This is a genomic window from Pseudoselenomonas caprae, assembly GCF_008271345.1.
Taxonomy (GTDB): Bacteria; Bacillota; Negativicutes; order Selenomonadales; family Selenomonadaceae; genus Selenomonas_A; species Selenomonas_A caprae.
The window spans coordinates 37,818-56,826 of sequence record NZ_VTOZ01000009.1; the positions used below are offsets into that span (position 1 = coordinate 37,818).

At 53.1% G+C, this 19,009-nt stretch carries 21 protein-coding genes; 6 read left to right on the top strand and 15 right to left on the bottom strand.

What is annotated here, in order from left to right; all coding sequences use genetic code 11:
- Window positions 1-12: 12 nt before the first annotated feature.
- The 6 genes from FZ041_RS05780 to cpaB all read right to left on the bottom strand — a co-directional run bounded on the left by FZ041_RS05780 (window position 13) and on the right by cpaB (window position 5,826).
- Window positions 13-210, bottom strand: a complete 198-nt coding sequence (locus FZ041_RS05780; RefSeq protein ID WP_149188887.1) for a pilin protein — start codon at window positions 208-210, stop codon at window positions 13-15.
- Window positions 211-277: 67 nt separating this feature from the next.
- Window positions 278-1,252, bottom strand: a complete 975-nt coding sequence (locus FZ041_RS05785; protein WP_149188888.1) for a type II secretion system F family protein — start codon at window positions 1,250-1,252, stop codon at window positions 278-280.
- A complete protein-coding gene (locus FZ041_RS05790) occupies window positions 1,249-2,379 on the bottom strand; it encodes a CpaE/TadZ family protein (RefSeq protein WP_149188889.1) in 1,131 nt (376 codons plus the stop codon). The genes FZ041_RS05785 and FZ041_RS05790 overlap by 4 nt, the downstream gene beginning before the upstream one ends.
- 26 nt (window positions 2,380-2,405) lie before the next feature.
- Complete coding sequence (locus FZ041_RS05795; RefSeq protein ID WP_075442837.1) at window positions 2,406-3,239, bottom strand: CpaE/TadZ family protein; 834 nt, start codon at window positions 3,237-3,239, stop codon at window positions 2,406-2,408.
- A gap of 24 nt (window positions 3,240-3,263) precedes the next feature.
- Window positions 3,264-4,829 carry a type II and III secretion system protein family protein gene (locus FZ041_RS05800; protein ID WP_149188890.1) on the bottom strand — a complete coding sequence of 522 codons (1,566 nt, stop codon included), beginning with the start codon at window positions 4,827-4,829 and terminating at the stop codon, window positions 3,264-3,266.
- 4 nt (window positions 4,830-4,833) lie between these two features.
- Window positions 4,834-5,826, bottom strand: coding sequence for a Flp pilus assembly protein CpaB (gene cpaB, locus FZ041_RS05805; protein WP_255449271.1), 993 nt, complete (start codon window positions 5,824-5,826; stop codon window positions 4,834-4,836).
- Window positions 5,827-6,130: 304 nt separating this feature from the next.
- Between cpaB and FZ041_RS05810 the strand changes: the two genes are divergently transcribed.
- Window positions 6,131-6,772, top strand: a complete 642-nt coding sequence (locus tag FZ041_RS05810) for a prepilin peptidase (RefSeq protein WP_255449272.1) — start codon at window positions 6,131-6,133, stop codon at window positions 6,770-6,772.
- Window positions 6,773-6,857: 85 nt separating this feature from the next.
- Here FZ041_RS05810 and htpX read toward each other — a convergent pair whose 3' ends face one another.
- The 9 genes from htpX to dnaA form a co-directional block, all read right to left on the bottom strand.
- Window positions 6,858-7,715, bottom strand: coding sequence for a zinc metalloprotease HtpX (gene htpX / locus FZ041_RS05815; RefSeq protein WP_149188891.1), 858 nt, complete (start codon window positions 7,713-7,715; stop codon window positions 6,858-6,860).
- A gap of 15 nt (window positions 7,716-7,730) precedes the next feature.
- Complete coding sequence (locus FZ041_RS05820; protein WP_075442891.1) at window positions 7,731-8,423, bottom strand: YjbE family putative metal transport protein; 693 nt, start codon at window positions 8,421-8,423, stop codon at window positions 7,731-7,733.
- Between the two features lie 255 nt (window positions 8,424-8,678).
- Window positions 8,679-10,718 (bottom strand): DNA topoisomerase (ATP-hydrolyzing) subunit B, encoded by a 2,040-nt coding sequence (gyrB, locus tag FZ041_RS05825; protein ID WP_075442840.1) that lies wholly within the window; start codon window positions 10,716-10,718, stop codon window positions 8,679-8,681.
- A gap of 18 nt (window positions 10,719-10,736) precedes the next feature.
- Window positions 10,737-11,075, bottom strand: a complete 339-nt coding sequence (remB, locus tag FZ041_RS05830; RefSeq protein ID WP_075442841.1) for an extracellular matrix regulator RemB — start codon at window positions 11,073-11,075, stop codon at window positions 10,737-10,739.
- A complete protein-coding gene (locus FZ041_RS05835) occupies window positions 11,075-12,028 on the bottom strand; it encodes a DciA family protein (protein WP_187626320.1) in 954 nt (317 codons plus the stop codon). Before FZ041_RS05835 ends, remB begins: the two co-directional genes overlap by 1 nt.
- Before the next feature lie 4 nt (window positions 12,029-12,032).
- Window positions 12,033-13,136 (bottom strand): DNA replication/repair protein RecF, encoded by a 1,104-nt coding sequence (gene recF / locus FZ041_RS05840; protein ID WP_149188893.1) that lies wholly within the window; start codon window positions 13,134-13,136, stop codon window positions 12,033-12,035.
- A gap of 33 nt (window positions 13,137-13,169) precedes the next feature.
- Window positions 13,170-13,391, bottom strand: a complete 222-nt coding sequence (locus FZ041_RS05845) for an RNA-binding S4 domain-containing protein (RefSeq protein WP_173371644.1) — start codon at window positions 13,389-13,391, stop codon at window positions 13,170-13,172.
- A 22-nt stretch (window positions 13,392-13,413) separates the two neighbouring features.
- Window positions 13,414-14,526 carry a DNA polymerase III subunit beta gene (gene dnaN, locus FZ041_RS05850; RefSeq protein ID WP_149188894.1) on the bottom strand — a complete coding sequence of 371 codons (1,113 nt, stop codon included), beginning with the start codon at window positions 14,524-14,526 and terminating at the stop codon, window positions 13,414-13,416.
- Between the two features lie 281 nt (window positions 14,527-14,807).
- Complete coding sequence (gene dnaA, locus FZ041_RS05855) at window positions 14,808-16,235, bottom strand: chromosomal replication initiator protein DnaA (protein ID WP_149188895.1); 1,428 nt, start codon at window positions 16,233-16,235, stop codon at window positions 14,808-14,810.
- A 442-nt stretch (window positions 16,236-16,677) separates the two neighbouring features.
- Here dnaA and rpmH point away from each other — a divergent pair, with 442 nt between their 5' ends.
- The 5 genes from rpmH (at window position 16,678) to jag (ending at window position 18,964) form a co-directional block, all read left to right on the top strand.
- Window positions 16,678-16,812 (top strand): 50S ribosomal protein L34, encoded by a 135-nt coding sequence (rpmH, locus tag FZ041_RS05860; protein WP_075429623.1) that lies wholly within the window; start codon window positions 16,678-16,680, stop codon window positions 16,810-16,812.
- Window positions 16,813-16,912: 100 nt separating this feature from the next.
- The gene (gene rnpA / locus FZ041_RS05865) at window positions 16,913-17,293 is read left to right on the top strand and encodes a ribonuclease P protein component (protein ID WP_075442846.1); all 381 of its coding nucleotides are present in this window, start codon (window positions 16,913-16,915) and stop codon (window positions 17,291-17,293) included.
- Window positions 17,290-17,499, top strand: a complete 210-nt coding sequence (yidD, locus tag FZ041_RS05870) for a membrane protein insertion efficiency factor YidD (RefSeq protein WP_075442847.1) — start codon at window positions 17,290-17,292, stop codon at window positions 17,497-17,499. Before rnpA ends, yidD begins: the two co-directional genes overlap by 4 nt.
- Window positions 17,500-17,541: 42 nt before the next feature.
- A complete protein-coding gene (locus FZ041_RS05875) occupies window positions 17,542-18,210 on the top strand; it encodes a YidC/Oxa1 family membrane protein insertase (RefSeq protein WP_075442848.1) in 669 nt (222 codons plus the stop codon).
- A 1-nt stretch (window position 18,211) separates the two neighbouring features.
- Window positions 18,212-18,964, top strand: coding sequence for an RNA-binding cell elongation regulator Jag/EloR (gene jag, locus FZ041_RS05880; RefSeq protein WP_075442849.1), 753 nt, complete (start codon window positions 18,212-18,214; stop codon window positions 18,962-18,964).
- The last annotated feature ends 45 nt before the right edge of the window (window positions 18,965-19,009 follow it).

Here is a 19,009-nt window from a genome sequence, read left to right on the forward strand (position 1 = left end):
ATCTTTTATTAATTATTTCCCAGCAGGTTTAGATGCAAACGCATTAGTAATATCACTGAAAGCGTTCGTAACCTTTTTAGTAAGATCACCACTCGTTCCCAATGCCACAGCCACTACTACGACAAAAGCAAGTACCAAAGCATACTCCACAATGCCTTGTGCTTTCTCGCTTACATAACGAGCTTTCAGGTAATTCAAAATCTCCAACATAAATAATTCCTCCTCTAAAAATAAATGAATATATTTATGTAAAATCCCCAAAGGATATCACATACAATCAAATCTTGATATCAACAATCCGTTGGATGACAAAATAGCCAACTATTTCTAATACCACCGCTCCAGCCATACAAACCTGACCGATAGGTTCTTCAAACAAAGGTTTTAAATATCCAGGATTGACAAGCATCAATATACCAGCCAATGCAACAGGCAATATTGCTAACACTACCCCGGAAGCACGCCCTTGCGCAGTTAGAGCCTTTACTTCGCGCCTCATCTTGATTCTCTCACTAATTGTCTCACTTATAGTGTCGAGGATCTGCGCGAGGTTGCCGCCGACCTGCCTTTGGATCAGCACAGCCGTCACCACCAGCTCGAAATCGGGGCTTCCGACGCGCTTTTTCATATTCTCGAGCGCAGTATCAAGCGTCGCGCCAACGTTCACCTCATTGACGACTTTCTGTACCTCGCGGCCGATTGGCGCATCCATTTCCCGCGCAATCAGCTCGAAGGCCTGCATGAAACTGAATCCGGCGCGCAGGGCATTCGCCACCATGGTGAGCATATCACCGAGCTGGTTGGTGAAGGCCTTCTGCCGCCTTTTTATGTATATATCCAGGAACATAAGTCCCAAAATCACTCCGGCTAAGCCCGCCGCTAAAGCTATCCACGGTTTTAGCGTGGCCGCCAGCGTGATGATGCCGCACAGGACACCGAAAATCACGAGCATGACCTCGTATTCGGAGCCCAGAAGCGGCCAATCTGCCTGCTGCATCTTCATATCCATCCGGTTTTCCTTCTGGATGCTTTGCAGCTTCATCGCGATCCTATGGACCACATCGCGGAACTTCCCCTTCACGGCAGCACTGCGCTTCTTGCGGAGCTGCTGCTGGCGCAGCTTTACAGCACTGCCCGAGAAATATTCCATGCGATTGACGATATTCTTATGCTCACGCGCCTTGATGCGCAGCAGCAGCAGGAAAAACGCCAGACATAGGATTGTCGCCAATATTGCCAGTAGAAACCTCATGATGCCGACCACCTTATCCTATGGCCACGGCCCGTGATTTCATCGGCCAGACGATCCACGCTTTGCGCGAGGGGACTGTCCGGACGGATATCGGTGGCCATCTTGCCATTATCCGCAGCATCGGAGACGATGCCGTATTCGTTCGGGATGATGGCCGTGACCGGATAACCGAGCTGGCGCGCCAGCTCCCGTTGGGACTGGCTGTTGCACGGCTCGACCCGCGTGAAGATGGCCTTTACCCGCTCTTCATAATCCTCCCAGTCCTTGAATATCTCCAATGCCCGCTTCATATGGTCGATTTCGTAGGCATCATTGATCATGCTGACCAAGAAGGTCGTATTCGACTGTTCCGCCGCCGCAATACTCGTCGGATTGAACCCTGGCGGTACATCGATAAGCAAATAACGGAACAGGCTGCGGCTCATGCTGATGATATTCTCGAACCGGCGGATCGATACCTTGTCGATAAGATTTGGCGTCGCCGTGCCGCAAAGCACGCTGACATTCTGCATGACCGGCATAAAGTAGGGATGCAAAGTGACGGGCGACAGGAACTTGGCATCGCGCGCCGCCTCGACAATGGTCGTCTTAGGTGCGAGATTGAAAAATACCGACATATCGCCGAATTGCAGATCCGCATCGATGATGCCGACCTGCTCATGGGTCTTGCGGGCCAATGCCGTTGCCAGATTGGCAATCAGCGTCGTCTTGCCGCTCTTGCCCTTGGGGCTGAAGAATACCAACGTCTCACAGCCAGCCTCCGTGCCGAGCTTGACGAAAGTATCGACCGCTTCCTGCAGCTCCAGCCCTGTGAATGGCTTGATGATATAGCCGCGGGCGCCAGCCTGGACGATATGGCTGGCGCTTTCGGCCTTCCATTTCTCGCCCATGCACAGGATTGCTGCCTTCGGATATACCTTCAAGAAGTCAGCAATCAAGGCCACAGAATTCTGCTCCTCGATATCGAGCAGGATAAGATTCGGATTGAATATGGTTCCCTGTCCGAGCGCATCGCTGATTGATTGGTAGCGGGCTACCAGTTCAAAGCCATTCGTGCCCTGCACGACCTGCGTGAGCTTTTCCAGCATCAGGCGATCACGCTCTACCAGCATAACGCGATTTCCCATGTACGTCCCTCCTTCCTCCTGTAATATCAGCTAAAAATCCTGCTAAGCCAGGACTCCCCGGCTTCCTCAGCATCATCCTCTTCAAAATCCATCTGCCCTTGATTCGTATAGCGCAGGACCAAGTCGCGCAAGGCCTCGCCGAGCTCCGTGTGCTCCTGTTTGAGTACCAGCGGGATACCATCCTTGATGGACTGGCTGGCCGCCCGGAAATCGTTTGGCAGGATATGGTAGAACTCCTCGCCAAGCAGCTTCTCCACATCATCGATACTGATGCGCGTCTTGGCATTGCTACGGTTGAGCACAAGGCGCAGTTTCTGCCGGTCATAATTGAGTTCATTGAGCGTATTCCGGCCAATCTTCATATTCTTGATGGTCGGAATGAAATCCACGATGCCGAGGAACGTCACGATGGTCGACATGTCCAGCAGATCGAGATTGAGTACGCTGAACATCGAAGTCGTATCGACGATGACATAATCGAATTTCAGCTGCAGCTGACGGATAACCTTGATGGCATATTCCGTCTTGATGTTATAAGCCTCTTCAAGCTTCCGCGGGGCAGCCATGACATAGAACAGGACACCGCGATACTCATAAGGTGTCAGATATTCCTCCACATGGCAGGCATCGCCCTGCAGAGTGAAGCCGCGCTGCACATCGGCAATCGTATTCTTCGGCAGCAGCTGCAAATAGTTGCAGACATCGCCAAACTGCAAGTCATAGTCCACCAGGCAAACGCTTTTCCCCTGCCTTGCAAGCTCCGAGGCCATATTGCAGCTGATAAGCGTCTTGCCTACGGCCGAGGCCGTACTGAAGAAAGTAATGACAACGCCATTGACTTCTTTTTCTAATTCCAGCATTACCGCTGCTCCTTTCTGCATGGCTTATTTCTGCACCTGATCCGGTGGCAGGATGTTATCGAGTGACGCTTCCTTCGCTGCCTTAGCCGCCTGCATCTCCTTGCGCAGCGCCGCATAGCGCTCGGCAAACGATGGCTTGTTCAACAGATCTTTAGCCATCTCAGCGGCTTCCGTCGTTTTCTTAACCTTGAGTTCCTCCTCAGAGGGCGGTATCGTCCCATTGACATCCACTGGTTCCATCTTCTGTACTTCGCGGCGGCTGTCATTGAACGCTTTCTTCATCTTCTGCGACATCGCCACCCTTGTCTGCTCATTGACAACACGCGGCGTAATCAGTATCATGATTTCCGATTTCTGATTCGAGTCATTATGATATTTGAACAACTCGCCAAGTATCGGTATATTGCCGAGTAGTGGCACCTTACTGACCGACTTGCTGTCCGTCGAATCCAGCAGGCCGCCAATAGCCATCGTCATGCCTGTCGGGATATTGACCATCGTATTGGCCTGGCGCGTAATCAGGCCCGGCATATTGAAACCATTGACCGTTACCGCATTAGCCCAGTCCAAACGACTAACAACAGCCTGTACATCCGAAGTAATATTTCCATCATTATCCACCGTAGGTCTTATCAGATTCAGCTGAATGCCATAGGGCTTATATTCCACCGATACATTGTTATCGCTCTTTACCGGTACAGGAATCTGCCCGCCCACCAGTATGCCGGCAGTCTTGCCGCTCATGGTCGTGATATTCGGGCGCGAGATGATTCTGGCCCGACCATCGGATATCAGCGCATGGATACGCGCATTGATTTGCGAGAAATGCGTATAGAGCCAATTGCGCGTATACCAATGGCTGCCTTTGCTGCGCTGGACACCATATGTCTCACCAGCATAAAATTCTCCCGTTATACCTTCCGGCGAACTGTATTCCATACCGAGCTTGGCCGCATCATTCGAGTTGATTTCCAGAACCATCGCTTCGATGTTTATCTGGTCAGGATTTATCATCTCCAGCAGATTGACGACCTTGGCACTCGTATCGATATCTTCTTCACCTTCAATATCCGCATCTTGGCCAGCTACGCCGTTCTGCATCTTTTTCTTGACTTGTTTCTTGTTCGCTACGGCATCATCGCCAACATAGAGCGAAGCGATCTTAAAGGCCAAATCCCGTTCATACTGATTCTTGACCCGTCCCTTCAGCAGTATACGATCGCCGACCATCGTCACTTCGACATGCGGCAAGTCGATGGCCTTCTGGATGATGGCCGCCAGTCCCTTGTCCTCTTTCGATACCGTCACGCTGTATTCCTGACGCATACCGTTCTGCGTCCAGATATTGAGCGTTGTCGTTCCCGGTTTGAATGCCACGACATTCAAGGCACTTGCCCCGAGTATCTTGACATCAGCGATTTCCGGATTCGCTACGGCTACGCGGGTAATGGCGCTGCCCGTATTCATGTAGTACGACTGATTCACCCCAAGCCAGATTGGCTGTACATAGGCATAGGCTGGTGCCGGCGCGATAGCGGCGGCCGTCACAGTAGTAAGGCCGAGGGTGAAAGCTGTTTTCCACTGTTTCATCTGCTTAGTTTACCCCCACTCTGCTTGATTTGACACCGCGTATGACCTCAATGCCCGTTCCATAGCTTGGCGCTGCTGCAGCTTTCGCCGGCGCTGGCGCAGGGGCCGGTGCTGGGGCAGCGGCGACAGGACGTGCTGCCGCCGCTGCAGGTGCCGCAGCTTGCGGCGCAGGGGATGCCTCGCGCTTGTCGCCAGGCATATAGAAATCCTTGTCAAGGGTAAAGATATCCGTCGGATTATACGGACGCAAAGCCAGATAGATCGTGCCCTTCTGCGAAGCCACTGCCAGTTTCAGCGCCTCATTGAGCGGCAAGGCTAGTGTTGCCGTAGCCATCGCATCTTTAGAGCCTTCGATATTTCCCTCGCTCTTATCCTTTGATTTGTCCTTCGAATCGTCTTTTTTGTCGTCGTCCTTCACCGCCTGCTCGCCGGTCTTATTTATGCCCAGCAAGAGGACGTTCTGCATCAGCACTTCGCCCTTTAGTCCGTTTTCCTTCTTACCGCTTACGACCATGATGTCTACATAGTCGCCAGCTTTGGCAAAGCCCGATACACCTGTGATGTCCGTGATGGCTACCGATACCGCCCGGCAGTTAGGAGGAATCGTTCCCGTAAAACCTGCCATGCGTACATCCGTATAGACTTTCTTATCCGTCACGATGTCGCCCTGCTGGATCGCCGCACAAGTTGGGCGGTCAGCCGCCTCCGACACCTCGCTGAACGCTCCTGCTGGTGCAATATCTGCAGGAACTTCGATTACCTTGAGCATTTCCTCCTTGAGGATCGTACGCTCTGGTATATCCTGCTTTGCTACTACTACTTTTACCTTGATTTCTTTGGCCGCACTTTCCGCATTGGAATCCACTCCTGATAACGAAAAGAATACGAACAATCCCATCATACAGCTGAACATGACCGCCATGATAACCCATTGCCGGTAAGTGATCTTGTCCAGTAAATCCTTGAAACTTCCCGATGAATTCGGCATTTTCAACATCTACAACAATCTCCCTGTCATGAATAAGTAGTTCAAAAGTCCTTTATTTATTATTAATCTTGTTTTAATACCCTTATGAGTATAGCATAATTCTTATCATTGTAAAATGTTTTTTTCAGAATACTTTTATTTCGTTTTCTTTCATAGATAAATTTTTGTCCTCTCAAAACGTAATTTTTTCATAAAAAATGTATTTTTATAAAAAATCATGTCAAAATTTTAAATGATTATAGCTATTCCCATGTGTTTAGTCGTATACTGATTATAGATAAATTATTTTTCTATGAGATAGGACAGAGATATTATGACTACTTTTCTTTTGACCAGCATGACTATTATCCTAGCTGTTTTGGGCAGTATTGCCGGCAACCGCTGGATAGGAAAACTCTACGCAAAATCTATAGCTATCCTGAGCTATCCGGAAACTCTGGCCCAACGCAGCCGTATTCGTGAACGCTGTCTGGCACCACTGCTCGCATTCCTATTCACCTTTACAGCGCTCCAACATGCAGATCTCGTCCCCCTGCGGCTGTATTTCGTGATTGGTTTTGAATATTTCCTCATTCTCTATACTTTTACAGATTTCGAGCAAGAAGTTATTTTTGACGACATGCTGCTGCCCTTTGCCATCTTCGGTGCACTCTATACCACGATGCTGGGCTTGCCAGTCCTTGACCATTTGCTGGCCGCTGTGGCAGGCGGTGCTGTCTTCCTGCTGCTGGCAGTGCTCACCCGCGGCGGCATCGGCGGCGGCGATATCAAGCTGATTGCCGCTCTCGGGCTCTGGCTGGGATCTGATGCCCTGCTGGGCGTAGTTGCCGCGGGTCTCGTCCTCGGCGGCATCGCCGCCCTGCTGCTGCTCATCACCGGCAAGAAGAAACGCGGCGAGTACTTCGCCTATGGCCCCTGCTTCACCATAATCGCCCTGCTTGCCGCCCTGTCATGATTGCCAAAACGAAAAAGGCTGGGCCGGAAGTTCCTTGACTTCCGGCCCAGCCTTTTATTTATACGTTTTTTTCCAATCAGCCTTTTCAGCCTACCCGCATATCTCTGGCCTGCTGGCGCAGCAGAGCGATGCGCTCACTGGTATCAGGGTGCGTGCTGAAAAGATTTGCCAGCGTCTTGCCTGCGCCCTTTAAAGGATTGATGATGAACATATGCGCCGTTGCCGGGCTGGCATCCTGCATCGGACGTGCATGCGTTGCATAATACTCGATTTTCTCCAAGCCATCTGCGAGGAAGTTAGGGTTGCCGCAGATTTCGGCACCATCATGGTCAGCCTCATACTCACGCGAACGGCTGATAGCCATCTGGATCAGCATGGCCGCAATCGGTGCCAGGATGATCGTGGCAACTGCCGCCAGCGGGTTGCTGCTCTCCTCGTCATCCGAGCGGCCGCCGAAGAAGGCCATGAACTGGGCAGCATAGGTGATGACCGTAGCCATCATGGCAGCAATCGTCGACGTCAGGATATCGCGGTTCTTGACATGAGCCAGCTCATGGCCGATGACGCCCGAGAGCTCATTGTAGTCGAGGGCATTCATGATGCCCGTGGTAACGGCGACAGCTGCATGATCCGGGTTGCGGCCCGTAGCGAAAGCATTCGGCACGTCAGAATTGATAATGCAGACCTTCGGCATCGGCAGGTTGGCATTGCCTGCCAGTCTCTCTACCAAGCCATAGAGCTGCGGTGCCTCCTCGCGGGTCACTTCCTGCGCATTATAGGCTTTTAGCACCATGGAATCACTGAACCAGTACGAAAAGAAATTCATGCCCAGCGATATCATCAACATGAACATAAGACCAGTCTTTCCGCCCAACATACCGCCGATAAACATCATGATGGCGGCCATCAGCACCATCAGCATAAGGGTTTTGAGGTTATTCATAACTGTCACTCCTCTTTATTTTTTATTTCTATGATTGATATACCAGCCGATGCCCAGAACGGCAGCGACAAATACGATTTTGAGCACGAGTGCATACGGCAGGAGATAGACGCCCAGGGCCTTGTCTCCGACCATCAGAGCCGCTGCCGTCCAGCCGAGGATGGCGGCACCGCCATAGATGAGCGCCGGCACTTTGAGCATGATCATCAGGAAGAACTGCGCGCCAAACAGCACGATAGGGATCGAGATCAGCAGACCGCAGATGATAAGGCTCCATTTGCCATCCGGGACGGTATTGGCCACGCCAGCCAGCGACAGGATGTTGTCGATGCTCATGATGAAATCAGCAATCAGTATCGTCCGTATCGCCGCGCCAAAGCTTGCGGGCGCCTCGCCATCCTCCTTGTTCTCCCCCTTGTGGTCAGTCACGAGCTTCACCGCGATGTAGAGCAGCGCAGCACCGCCGATGAACTCGATATAAGGGGCCGCGAGCACGCTCGTGGCTCCCAGCGTACAGAGAATGCGGATGAGCACCGCACCAAGACCACCGACCAGTATCGCCTTCTTGCGATTGTGATGCGGCAGGTTCTTGCACGCCAGCGCGATCAAGATAGCATTGTCACCGGATAACAGCAGATCCAGCAGCAAGATTCCCGACAGTGCAGCAAACCATTCGGGACTGAACATCCCCGCTAGTAGATTTTCCATATCGTCCTTTACAACTCCTTCTTTTTCATACAAAAAGACCTTGTCCCACACGCCGCCCGCAGGCCACCTGTAAGACAAGGTCTTGCTTACTAATCTTAGCCGGCCATACCGGGTGCCATGCACCGTATTGACGATATCTGACCGTTCAGCTACTCCCCTTGTGGAAGTATTCTTTTGTTTGGCTATGGATATAATATAGCATAGCTCTACTGACTTTACAAGTGATAAATATCAAAAAGTCAGATTATATTTTGATTAGATGTCGAGATTGCGCACGAGCTTGGCGTTCTCCTCGATGAACTGGCGGCGCGGTTCGACCTTGTCGCCCATGAGGATCGTGAACAGCTCATCCGCAGCCTCGGCGTCCTCCATGTCGACGCGCAGCATCGTGCGGGTCGCAGGATCCATCGTCGTCTCCCAAAGCTGCTCTGGGTTCATCTCGCCCAGACCTTTGTAGCGCTGTACCGTCGTGCCATCGCGGCCAACCTCGTCGAGCTTCTTGGCCAGCTCTTCATCGCTGTAAGTATACCAATGCTTCTTAGCCTTGCGGATCTGATAGAGCGGCGGCTGGGCGATGAATACATGGCCATGCTCGATCAGCGGCTTCATGTAGCGGTAAAGGAAAGTCAGGAGCAGCGTGCGGATATGCGCGCCATCAACATCGGCATCTGTCATGAGGATGATCTTGCCATAGCGGCGCTTCGCGATATCGAAATCCTCGCTGATGCCCGTTCCAAACGCCGTGATCATCGTACGGATCTCGGCATTGGCGAAAATCTTGTCGAGACGTGCCTTCTCGACGTTCAGGATCTTACCGCGCAGCGGCAGGATAGCCTGGAAGCGGCGGTCGCGGCCCTGCTTGGCCGAGCCGCCTGCCGAATCACCCTCGACGAGGTAGATCTCTGCCTGCTCCGGATCTTTGACCGAGCAATCTGCCAGCTTGCCTGGCAGGCTCGATACCTCCAGCGCATTCTTGCGGCGCGTGAGCTCACGGGCCTTGCGGGCGGCTTCACGCGCCCGCGCTGCCATGATGGCCTTCTCGATGACCTTCTTCGTGATGACCGGGTTCTCCTCGAAATACTCCGAGAGCCCCTCCGTCACGATACTGTCGACGATACCACGGACCTCGCTGTTGCCGAGCTTCGTCTTCGTCTGGCCTTCGAACTGCGGCTCGCGAATCTTGAGGCTGATGACGCAGGTCAGACCCTCGCGGACATCATCACCCGAGAGGTTGCCGTCCTTATCCTTGAGGATGCCCTGCTTGCGCGCGAAGTCATTGGCCGCACGCGTGAGGGCGAGCTTGAAGCCAGCCAGATGCGTGCCGCCCTCCTCAGTATTGATGTTGTTGACAAAGGAGTAGATGTTCTCCTGATAGCTGTCGTTGTACTGCAGAGCGACCTCGACCACCGTATCATCCTTCGAGCCATTGAAATAGATCGGCTGCGGATTGATTTTCTCCTTCTTGCGGTTGAGATGCTCGACAAAGGAACTGATGCCGCCCTCGAAATGGAACGTCTCCGAGCGCAGTTCCTCGCCGCGCGCATCGTGCAGGGCAATCGTGATGCCGTGGTTGAGGAACGCCAGCTCACGCAGGCGGTGGCGCAGCGTCTCATAGCTGTACGTCGTGACCGAGAAGATCTCCGGATCCGGGACGAAATGGACGCGCGTCCCCGTCACTTCCGTGTCTCCCGTGACGGTCAGCGGCTGCGTCGTGACACCGCGTTCAAATGCGATCTCATGAATCTTGCCATCGCGTTTTACCTGGACATCCATCGATGTCGACAAGGCATTTACGACCGAGACACCGACGCCATGCAGGCCGCCCGACACCTTATAGCCATCGCCGCCGAATTTACCGCCGGCATGCAGCACCGTCAGAACGACCTCGACGGCCGGCATGCCGCTTTCGTGCATATCGACGGGGATACCGCGGCCGTTATCGACTACCGTGATGCTGTTGTCCTTGTTGATGGTGACATCGATATGGTCACAGAAGCCAGCCAAGGCCTCATCGATGGAGTTATCGACGACCTCGTAGACGAGATGGTGCAGGCCGCGCTCCGACGTGCTGCCGATATACATGCCTGGACGCATGCGTACAGCCTCCAGACCCTCAAGGATCTGGATCTGTTCAGCGCCATAGTCAGCGTCGACAGCCGTCACGGCCGCGCTTTCCTCATCCGTATGGATTTCGACACCGGTCGTATCGAGGTCCTTGTCTGCAAACTCATCGACAACAGGCTGTTCCTCTGCCGGAGTCAGGTCAATTACTTTCGTTTCCTTGTCATTTGCCATGAAAATCCTACGCTCCCATCATTCCGTATCCGTAATAGCAATATCACGCATCTCTGTTTTATCTGGTCTGTCAGTAGTATCTGACGTATCTATCGTATGAAATGCCAGCTCTGAACGCCGTTTGAGTGTCAGCGGCGAGATAGCCGACAGGTAAATCTTATCCGTAGTCAGGATCAGCGACTTTATGGATTCTCCCTCGCCCTCAGAGCCGAGGTCGAGGGTATTTATGACCTTGCCGTCAGCCTGTCCGGCTGCCAGCAGGGCACTTCCCGGGCCATCCTGGAAAAGGGCATAGCTCTGGATGGCGATGACGTCTTTTGTCCGCACGGAAACACCGTTGCCTAAATGCAGGAACATCAGCTTTTCCTCTTGCCTTTCTTCCCTAACGGGATGACCGAGTACCGTTTCGGCGCCTTGTAGTCCTTCGGGCGGTGCAGGTTGAACCGCAGCCCATAAAGCGTGCGCGTTATCTCCTCTTCGGTGAGGTGCTCCGGCGGCAGGCAGCGGCAGAGCATGACAAGATTCATCGCCTTGATGCTCGTCTTGTCATTGACATCGACCTCAGAAGCCAGCTGCTGGACCATCGCCGCCCGCTGCTCATTCAAGAGCTTCGGCGTGCATCCGGGAACGTACTCCTGTACCTCCTTGCAGCGCGCCCAGGGAATATCCCTGAGCACCTGCCGGATATCCGCCAGCAGCTGATCGCGCTGCTTCTTCGCACACACCGGACAATACCGCTTCTCCGGCGGGCAGAGCGTCCCGCATACTGCACAGGGATGCCAGTCCCTTTCGGCCCGCAGCTTTTCCATCTGCAGATGCTTCTTGTAGAGCTGCCGCGCCTTCTGCGCCAGTTCTTCGTCCTGCACCTCAGCCCCGATACCATCTGCGGCCGAAGCTTCCTCAGCCGACAGCACAATCTTGCGCCGTGCCTGCCCCCAGTTCTCCTCAGGAGCCGCATGGGCAAGACGGATCTCATCGATCTCCTCGGTGTCCGGATGCTCCCAGCGCCTGCCGAAAGCAATGCCCGTGATCATGCGCTGGCCGGCATAATTATTGACCATCTGCGTGATCTGCTCCTGCATCATCATGAGTTCATTGCGCAGCGTCGAGTTGCCGCAATACAGATACAGGATATCCTTGCGGATTCCCTGGGGTTCTGCCTGTCTTGCATTGAACTCGCCGACAATATCCGCCCAGTGCCAAAGCACCCAATGCGCATAGAATTTCTTGCCAAAAGCCTCGCCCTTGCCCTTCACCCAGCGCGGGAGGATTTCCTTCACCTTCTCCAGCTTTGGATTGCGCTTCGCCATCTTATTACCTCGTGATCTGGCCCGCCTTGACATGGAAATAGGTACCGATACGCTCCTGCGGGAAATAGGCCGCGTCCGTCGCTGTAATCATCGTCTGGATGCGCTCGCGGCGGATGAACTCCATGAGTTGATGGCGCCGGTTCACATCGAGCTCGCTCATGACATCATCCAGCAGCAGGATTGGGTATTCCCCCGTCTCTGACCGCAGGAACTCCAGCTCAGACAGCTTCAGGGACAGTACGCCAGTGCGCTGCTGTCCCTGCGAGCCAAACGAACGCAGATTGATGCCATTGACCGTCAGGATGATATCATCATGATGCGGCCCACGGCTCGTGGAACCACGCAGGATATCGACCTCCCGGTGAGATGCAAGCTCTTTATTATACCATGAAGCGAGGTCCTTTGTCATGTCCTCTGCCTCCATGCCATGAATTTCATAGGTGATCGCCAGGTTTTCCTGGTTGCCCGAAATGCGGCGCTGCATGAGGTTAGCCAGCATGTTGAGCTTGCGCACGGCCTCCTGGCGCTTCCTTGTGATCTTGACGGCACTGTCCACGAGCTGCGGGTCCCAGAGGTCCAGCATGTCAGGGGCTGCCTTGCGCTCACGGATGCGCTTCAGGAGCGTATTGCGCTGCGTCACGATGCGCGTGTACTGCTGCAGCTCGTGATAGTAGGCAGGACTCGCCTGCGATATCTCACCGTCTAAAAAGCGCCGGCGGCCAGCCGGCGCTCCTTTGATAAGGAACAGATCCTCAGGTGAGAACAGGACGGTATTGATGCTGCCGATCAGCTCCTTGGGGCGGATGGGGTGTTCGTTCAAGAGTATCCGCCGCCGTTTCTCGCGGCTGAACTGGAATTCAAGATGATTGCCAACACCGAGACGGTCGAAATCGAGCTGCACCGATGCCGCCGGCTTATCCCAAAAGATGAGATCCGTATCCGTGTGCGTGCGATGAGAGCGGCCCAGCGATGCATAATAGACGGCCTCGATGATATTCGTCTTGCCCTGGGCATTCTGGCCCAAGAAAACATTGATATTCTGGTCGAAATCCAGGTGCAGCTCCGAATAGTTCCGATAATTTCTTAATGTAAGCGAACGTACAAACATTATTTCTAATCTCCTGTTCGGTAACGGATGGCCTCAGCCCTTTGCCACCCTCCAGGCACCCATGCCCTCGATCTCGATGACATCACCGGGATGGAGTTTGCGGCGGCGGGCACTTTCCGTCTCGCCATTGCGCTTGATGCGTCGCTCGGCAAGCAGAGCCTTGACTTCGCCGCCCGAAGCCAGCACGCCAGCCCATTTCAGGAACTGGTCAAGCTGGATTTCTTCGGTATCGATCGTGATATCCTCAATCTGCATGTGTATAACCTCCTGCAAAAAATCAATGAGCCGTACGGACCGGCGTCACGATGTAGATGAACTCTTCATCGTCGGACTCGCGGATAGCTGCCGGGGAAAGCGGCTGGTTGAGTTTGATCTGGCAAGTCTCGCTGTCAACAGTCTTCATCACATCCATGATGTACTTGGCATTGAAGGCAATCGAGAGCTCTGGCCCGTCGATCGTCGCAGGGATCGTCTCCTCTGCATTGCCGATTTCCGGATTGTTCGAGGTGATATGCACCTGATTGTTGGCGAATTCGAGCTTGATGATATTGTAGTCGCCAGCACGCGAAATCAGCGAGACACGGTCAACGGCTGAGTTCAACTCGGCGGCATTGAGCGTGATTTTCGTAGCGAATTCCGGTGGGATGACGCGATGGTAGTCTGGGAAAGCACCTTCGATCAGACGTGAAGTCATATAGAGGTTTTCGAAGGAGAAGCTGATCTGGTTGTAAGTGCAGGTGACCGTCACATCCGTCGGGATTTCCGATGTCATATTGTGGAGAAGTTCCTGAAGGATACGCGAGGGAATGATGATCTTGATATTGCCGATGGACTCATCGAAGGTCTCATATTTGACAGCCAGACGGTGCGTGTTCGTCGCTGCCATCGTCACTTTCGTATCGGCAACTTCGAGGTAGCAGCCTGTGAATACAGGACGGGATTCATCTGTGGAGCAAGCAAAGACAGTTTTTTTGATAAGAGAACGCAGGACATTGTCCTTGATCTTGAATTGCAGGTTGCCCTCCATCTCTTTGATGGTCGGGAATTCCGAAGCGTTCATGCTCAGAAGAGTGAAATTTGCCTGATTGGAAGAGATATGCACGATCTTTTCTTCACGATTGAAGGAAATGGTGACACTATCCCCAGGCAGCTTGCGGACAACTTCCTGGAAATAACGTCCGGAGATGGCTATCTGTCCTGGCTCGGCAATCTCTACGGGAATGCGGGAAATCATGCCGATCTCATAATTTGTTGCCTGGAGCTCCAAAACACCAGCTTCTGCTCTCAGATAAACACCCGAAAGGATGGGGGTCTGTGGCTTGCTGGCTACGGCCTTGGATACGATCTGCAAGGCGCTCACTAATTCGCTTTTGGCACATGTTATTTTCATTTTGCTTGGCCTCTTTCTTTTTTTTAATATTACTCGGAGTATTTTTAAATAAATAGCCGTCGTAGTAGTAGGACCTGTGGAAATGTTGATAAGCCAGAATCAGGCGATGTTATCAACGTTTTTGCTGTGGGTAACATGTTCATAACAAGAGGGGAGGTTATCCACACAATCCACGGTGATAATCTCCCCTCTCATTTATCCACATTCTGTCAACAAGAAATTCGCAAGGCTCTCCACAGAGTTATCCACGACGATTTTGTTCATAAATAAGCGCGTTGGCGTCACATTTTCTGGATGCGCTCGATAAGTTCGGTCAGGATACTGCCGAGCTTCTTATCGGATTCTTTTTCTTTGTTGATTTTGTCGCAGGCGTGCAGGACGGTCGTATGGTCGCGGCCGCCAAAGAAGTTGCCGATCTGCGGCAGTGACGTATCGGTAAGCTCGCGGCAGAGGTACATGGCGATCTGCCGCGGGTAGGCGATGCTGCGCGTGCGCTTCTTGGCATGCAGGTCATCGATCTTTATCTTGAAATAGGAGGCAACGATTTCCTGGATGACTTCCATCGTTACTTCCTTTGTCTTGTTGTTCGGGAAAACGTCTTTGAGCGCCTCAGCGACGAGATCCGTCGTGACCGGACGCTTGATCAGCGAGGCGTAAGCGACGACGCGCGTCAATGCGCCTTCGAGCTCACGGATGTTGCTGTCGATGCGGCTGGCGATATAGACCATGACATCGTTCGGCACGCTGAAATGGTCGAGCTGTGCCTTATTCTTGAGGATGGCGATACGCGTCTCGAGATCCGGTGCCTGGATGTCCGTGATAAGACCCCACTCAAAGCGGGAACGCAGGCGGTCTTCGAGGCGCTCGACCTCACGCGGCGGACGGTCCGAGGACAGGATGATCTGCTTCTGAGCGTCGTGCAGCGTGTTGAACGTATGGAAGAATTCCTCCTGGGTACTGGTCTTGCCCGACAGGAACTGGACATCGTCGACGAGCAGTACGTCGATGTTGCGGTATTTCTGCCGGAATTTCTCGGCCGTGCCTTCCTGGATGCTGCGGATGATCTCGTTGGTGAACTGCTCACTGGAGACATAGAGCACACGCATCTCGGGATGGTTCTGCAGGACCCGGTTGCCGATGGCATGCATCAGATGCGTCTTGCCAAGGCCGACACCGCCGTACATGAAGAACGGGTTGTAGACTTTGCCCGGCGACTCGGCGACGGCCATGGCTGCGGCATGAGCGAAGCGGTTGCTGCTGCCGGTCACGAAGGTATCAAAAGTATATTTCGGATTCAGCGAGGAGCTGTCACCGGCGGCCATGATGTGCATATCATTGGTCTCAGCTGGTGCGCTGGCGCCATTCCCTTCCTGGAAAAGCGTTCCCTGATCGGGGTTCTCCCCTTTGGCGGGGCGGCGTACCGGCGCTGCTGGCGCCTCTGGTTCCTCTGGCTTTTCGGCCTCGATGACTTTCATGACAATCTTGTGAGGTGTGCCCAGTACGTCAGCGACGGCATCCTCGAGGATCGTCAGGTAATGGCTCGTGATCCACTCCTTGGACATGGCGTTCTGTGCACCAAGGACGAGTTCGGAGTCGGTCAGGGAGAGTGGTTTGACCGGATTGAGCCATTTGAAGGCAGATGCTGCGAGCTGTTCTTTCATATTGTCAAGAATCTGCTCCCAGACTGCCTGCAACTGTGATTGCTCCATTAAAATAACCCTTTCTGCTTATAGAATATGTAGAAAGCTTTTTCCACAGGTGTATAATTTTATCCACATTTTTATCCACACATGTGGATAACTGAAGGTATTCCCAGGAGAAGAGGCGGGAATTGCAGATAATATATATAGATAGGCTTTTTTGCTTTTTTTCGCTTCCTGTGGAGTTTTCCGCACAATAATCAACAATATCTTATCAGAATAAAAGTAAGTTATCAACAGTTTTTCGGGGATAAAGTACAGCAAGCGTGTATTTTATCCACAATTCCGTGGAAAAAATGCACAGAGAAAATCTTGACACCATCTAGGGGACAAGATATAATTTACAGTGATTCTTAGTGCGGGGGCAGCCCTGCGCTTCGCATGAAAACGATCTGATGCTTTTTGCTTCTATACGAAAAGTCAGAAATTAGAATAAGGAGGTGTTTAACGAATGAAACAGACTTACCAGCCGAACAACCATTGGAGAAAGCAGACTCATGGCTTCCGTGAGCGCATGAAGACGAAAGGCGGCCGTCTCGTTCTGAAGAGAAGACGCCAGCGCGGTAGAAAGAAGCTTTCGGCATAAATTTTACAGTAAGGTCACTTTATGTGGCCTTTTCTTTTAGTTATCAAGTAGTTTCGGATAATCATCCGAAGTGTTTTTATAGATTTTGGTGAAATTACGAATGCTTAAATTACCGAGAAAGCGGATGCTCAAGCGGCGCAGTGATTTCCAGCGGGTCTACCGCACGGGCCGCTCGTGGGCAAACCGGTATTTTGTGCTGTATGTCTTTGCCTCGGACCATCTCGATGGCAAGGTCGGCTTTGCCGCTGGCAAGAAGCTCGGCTGCGCTGTCGTGCGCAACCGCGTCAAACGCTTGCTGCGTGAGAGTTACCGCAAGAACCAGGCACAGATAAAGCCGGGATTGGCGCTACTGCTCGTGGGCCGCAAGGCCATGGTCGATGTCAAGTGCGATGTGGTCGAGAAGGCCTTCGTGTCCTTAGGGCGCCGGGCGGGCATCTTTGAAGGGACGGAGCCACCGGTACGAAAGAAGGCAAGAGAATGAAGAAAGTGCTGCTGCTGCTGATAAAGTTCTATCGCAACTTCATTTCGCCGCTGAAGCCGCCTTCCTGCCGGTATATCCCGACGTGTTCGGAGTATGCCTTGATTGCAATTGAAAGATATGGAGCATGCCGTGGCGGCTGGCTCGCTGCAAAGCGCATCCTTCGCTGCCATCCTTTCCACAAGGGCGGTTATGATCCTGTCCCATAAGTTGAAGTTTTTGGTTATAGTTTTAGATTAGGACGTGATGGTTTGGGTTTCTTTGGAACGATATTTGCACCGATTGAGAATCTCCTGCACTTTGTGCTTGAGACGTTATATTCACTGACTGACCTTGCCGGTGTAGGTAGCTATGGTCTGGCAATCATCCTGCTGACGGTCATCATCAAGATGCTCTTGTATCCGCTGACGGTCAAGCAGGTAAAATCCATGAAGGCGATGCAGGAATTGTCGCCGAAGATGAAGAAGATACAGGAGAAGTACAAGGACAATCCGCAGGTCATGCAGCAGAAGATCGGCGCACTCTATCAGGAGGCTGGTGTCAATCCGCTGGCTGGCTGCCTGCCGCTGCTGATCCAGATGCCGATTCTCATGGGCATGTACTATGCGCTGTTCAACTTCACGTATCCGTCGGCCGAGGCGGCTAAGTTCCTCTGGCTGCCGAGCATGTCGGAGGCTGATCCGCTCTACATCCTGCCAATCCTGTCGGCATTGACGACGTTCCTGCAGCAGAAGATGACGACGACGGAAATGAATCAGCAGATGAAGATCATGATGACAGTCATGCCGCTGTTCATCGGCTGGATCAGCTTGTCTTTCCCGTCTGGCCTTGTCCTGTACTGGGTAACGATGAACGTGGTACAGATTGCCCAGCAGTGGTGGATGTATCGTGGTGAGGATAGCAAGAAGGAGGCTGCCTGATATGGCAGAAGTATTGGAAGCATCCGGTAAAACAGTAGACGCAGCATTGGAAACGGCACTGGCGCAGCTGGGGGTCGATGCCTCGCAGGTTGACTATGAGGTCATCGAGCAGCCGTCGCGCGGTTTCTTCGGCCTCTTCGGGGGCAAGCCTGCCCGCATCCGGGTGACGGCAAAGGCTTCCGCTGCTGTGTGCAGGGAAAGCGAGCCTGCTGTTCAGGCAGAGGCCCCGGCAGCGGCTGGACCTGCTATATCGCTGGCAGAGCAGACGCAGCGGGCGGAGGACTTCCTGCGCGATGTATTTGCAGCTATGAAGCTTGACGTGAAGATCGAGCGGGGCGAGTCTGAGGAGGGCATCCTGTTCCATCTGATCGGCGACCATCTGGGCATCCTGATCGGCAAGCATGGGCAGACGCTGGATTCCCTCCAGTATCTGGCCAATCTGGCAGCCAATCGTGGCATCTCGGAAAACCGTGCGCGCATCATCATCGATATCGAGGATTACCGCTCGCGCCGTGAGGAGACACTGCAACGCCTGGCTGGGCATCTGGCCGATAAGGCCTGCCGCATCGGTGAGGAGATACATCTTGAGCCGATGAACCGCCATGAACGCAAGATCATCCATATGGCCTTGCAGGAGAACCGCCGCGTGCTGACGTACAGTGCTGGCGATGAACCGCGCCGCTATGTGGTCATTGCGCCGAAACGCCGCCGCCGTCCGCGCCGGCGTGATAGCGAGCGCAGAGACGAAGAATAATATCTGCTTTAGCAAGAGAGCTGTGAAAGGGCTGTCTCATTTTGA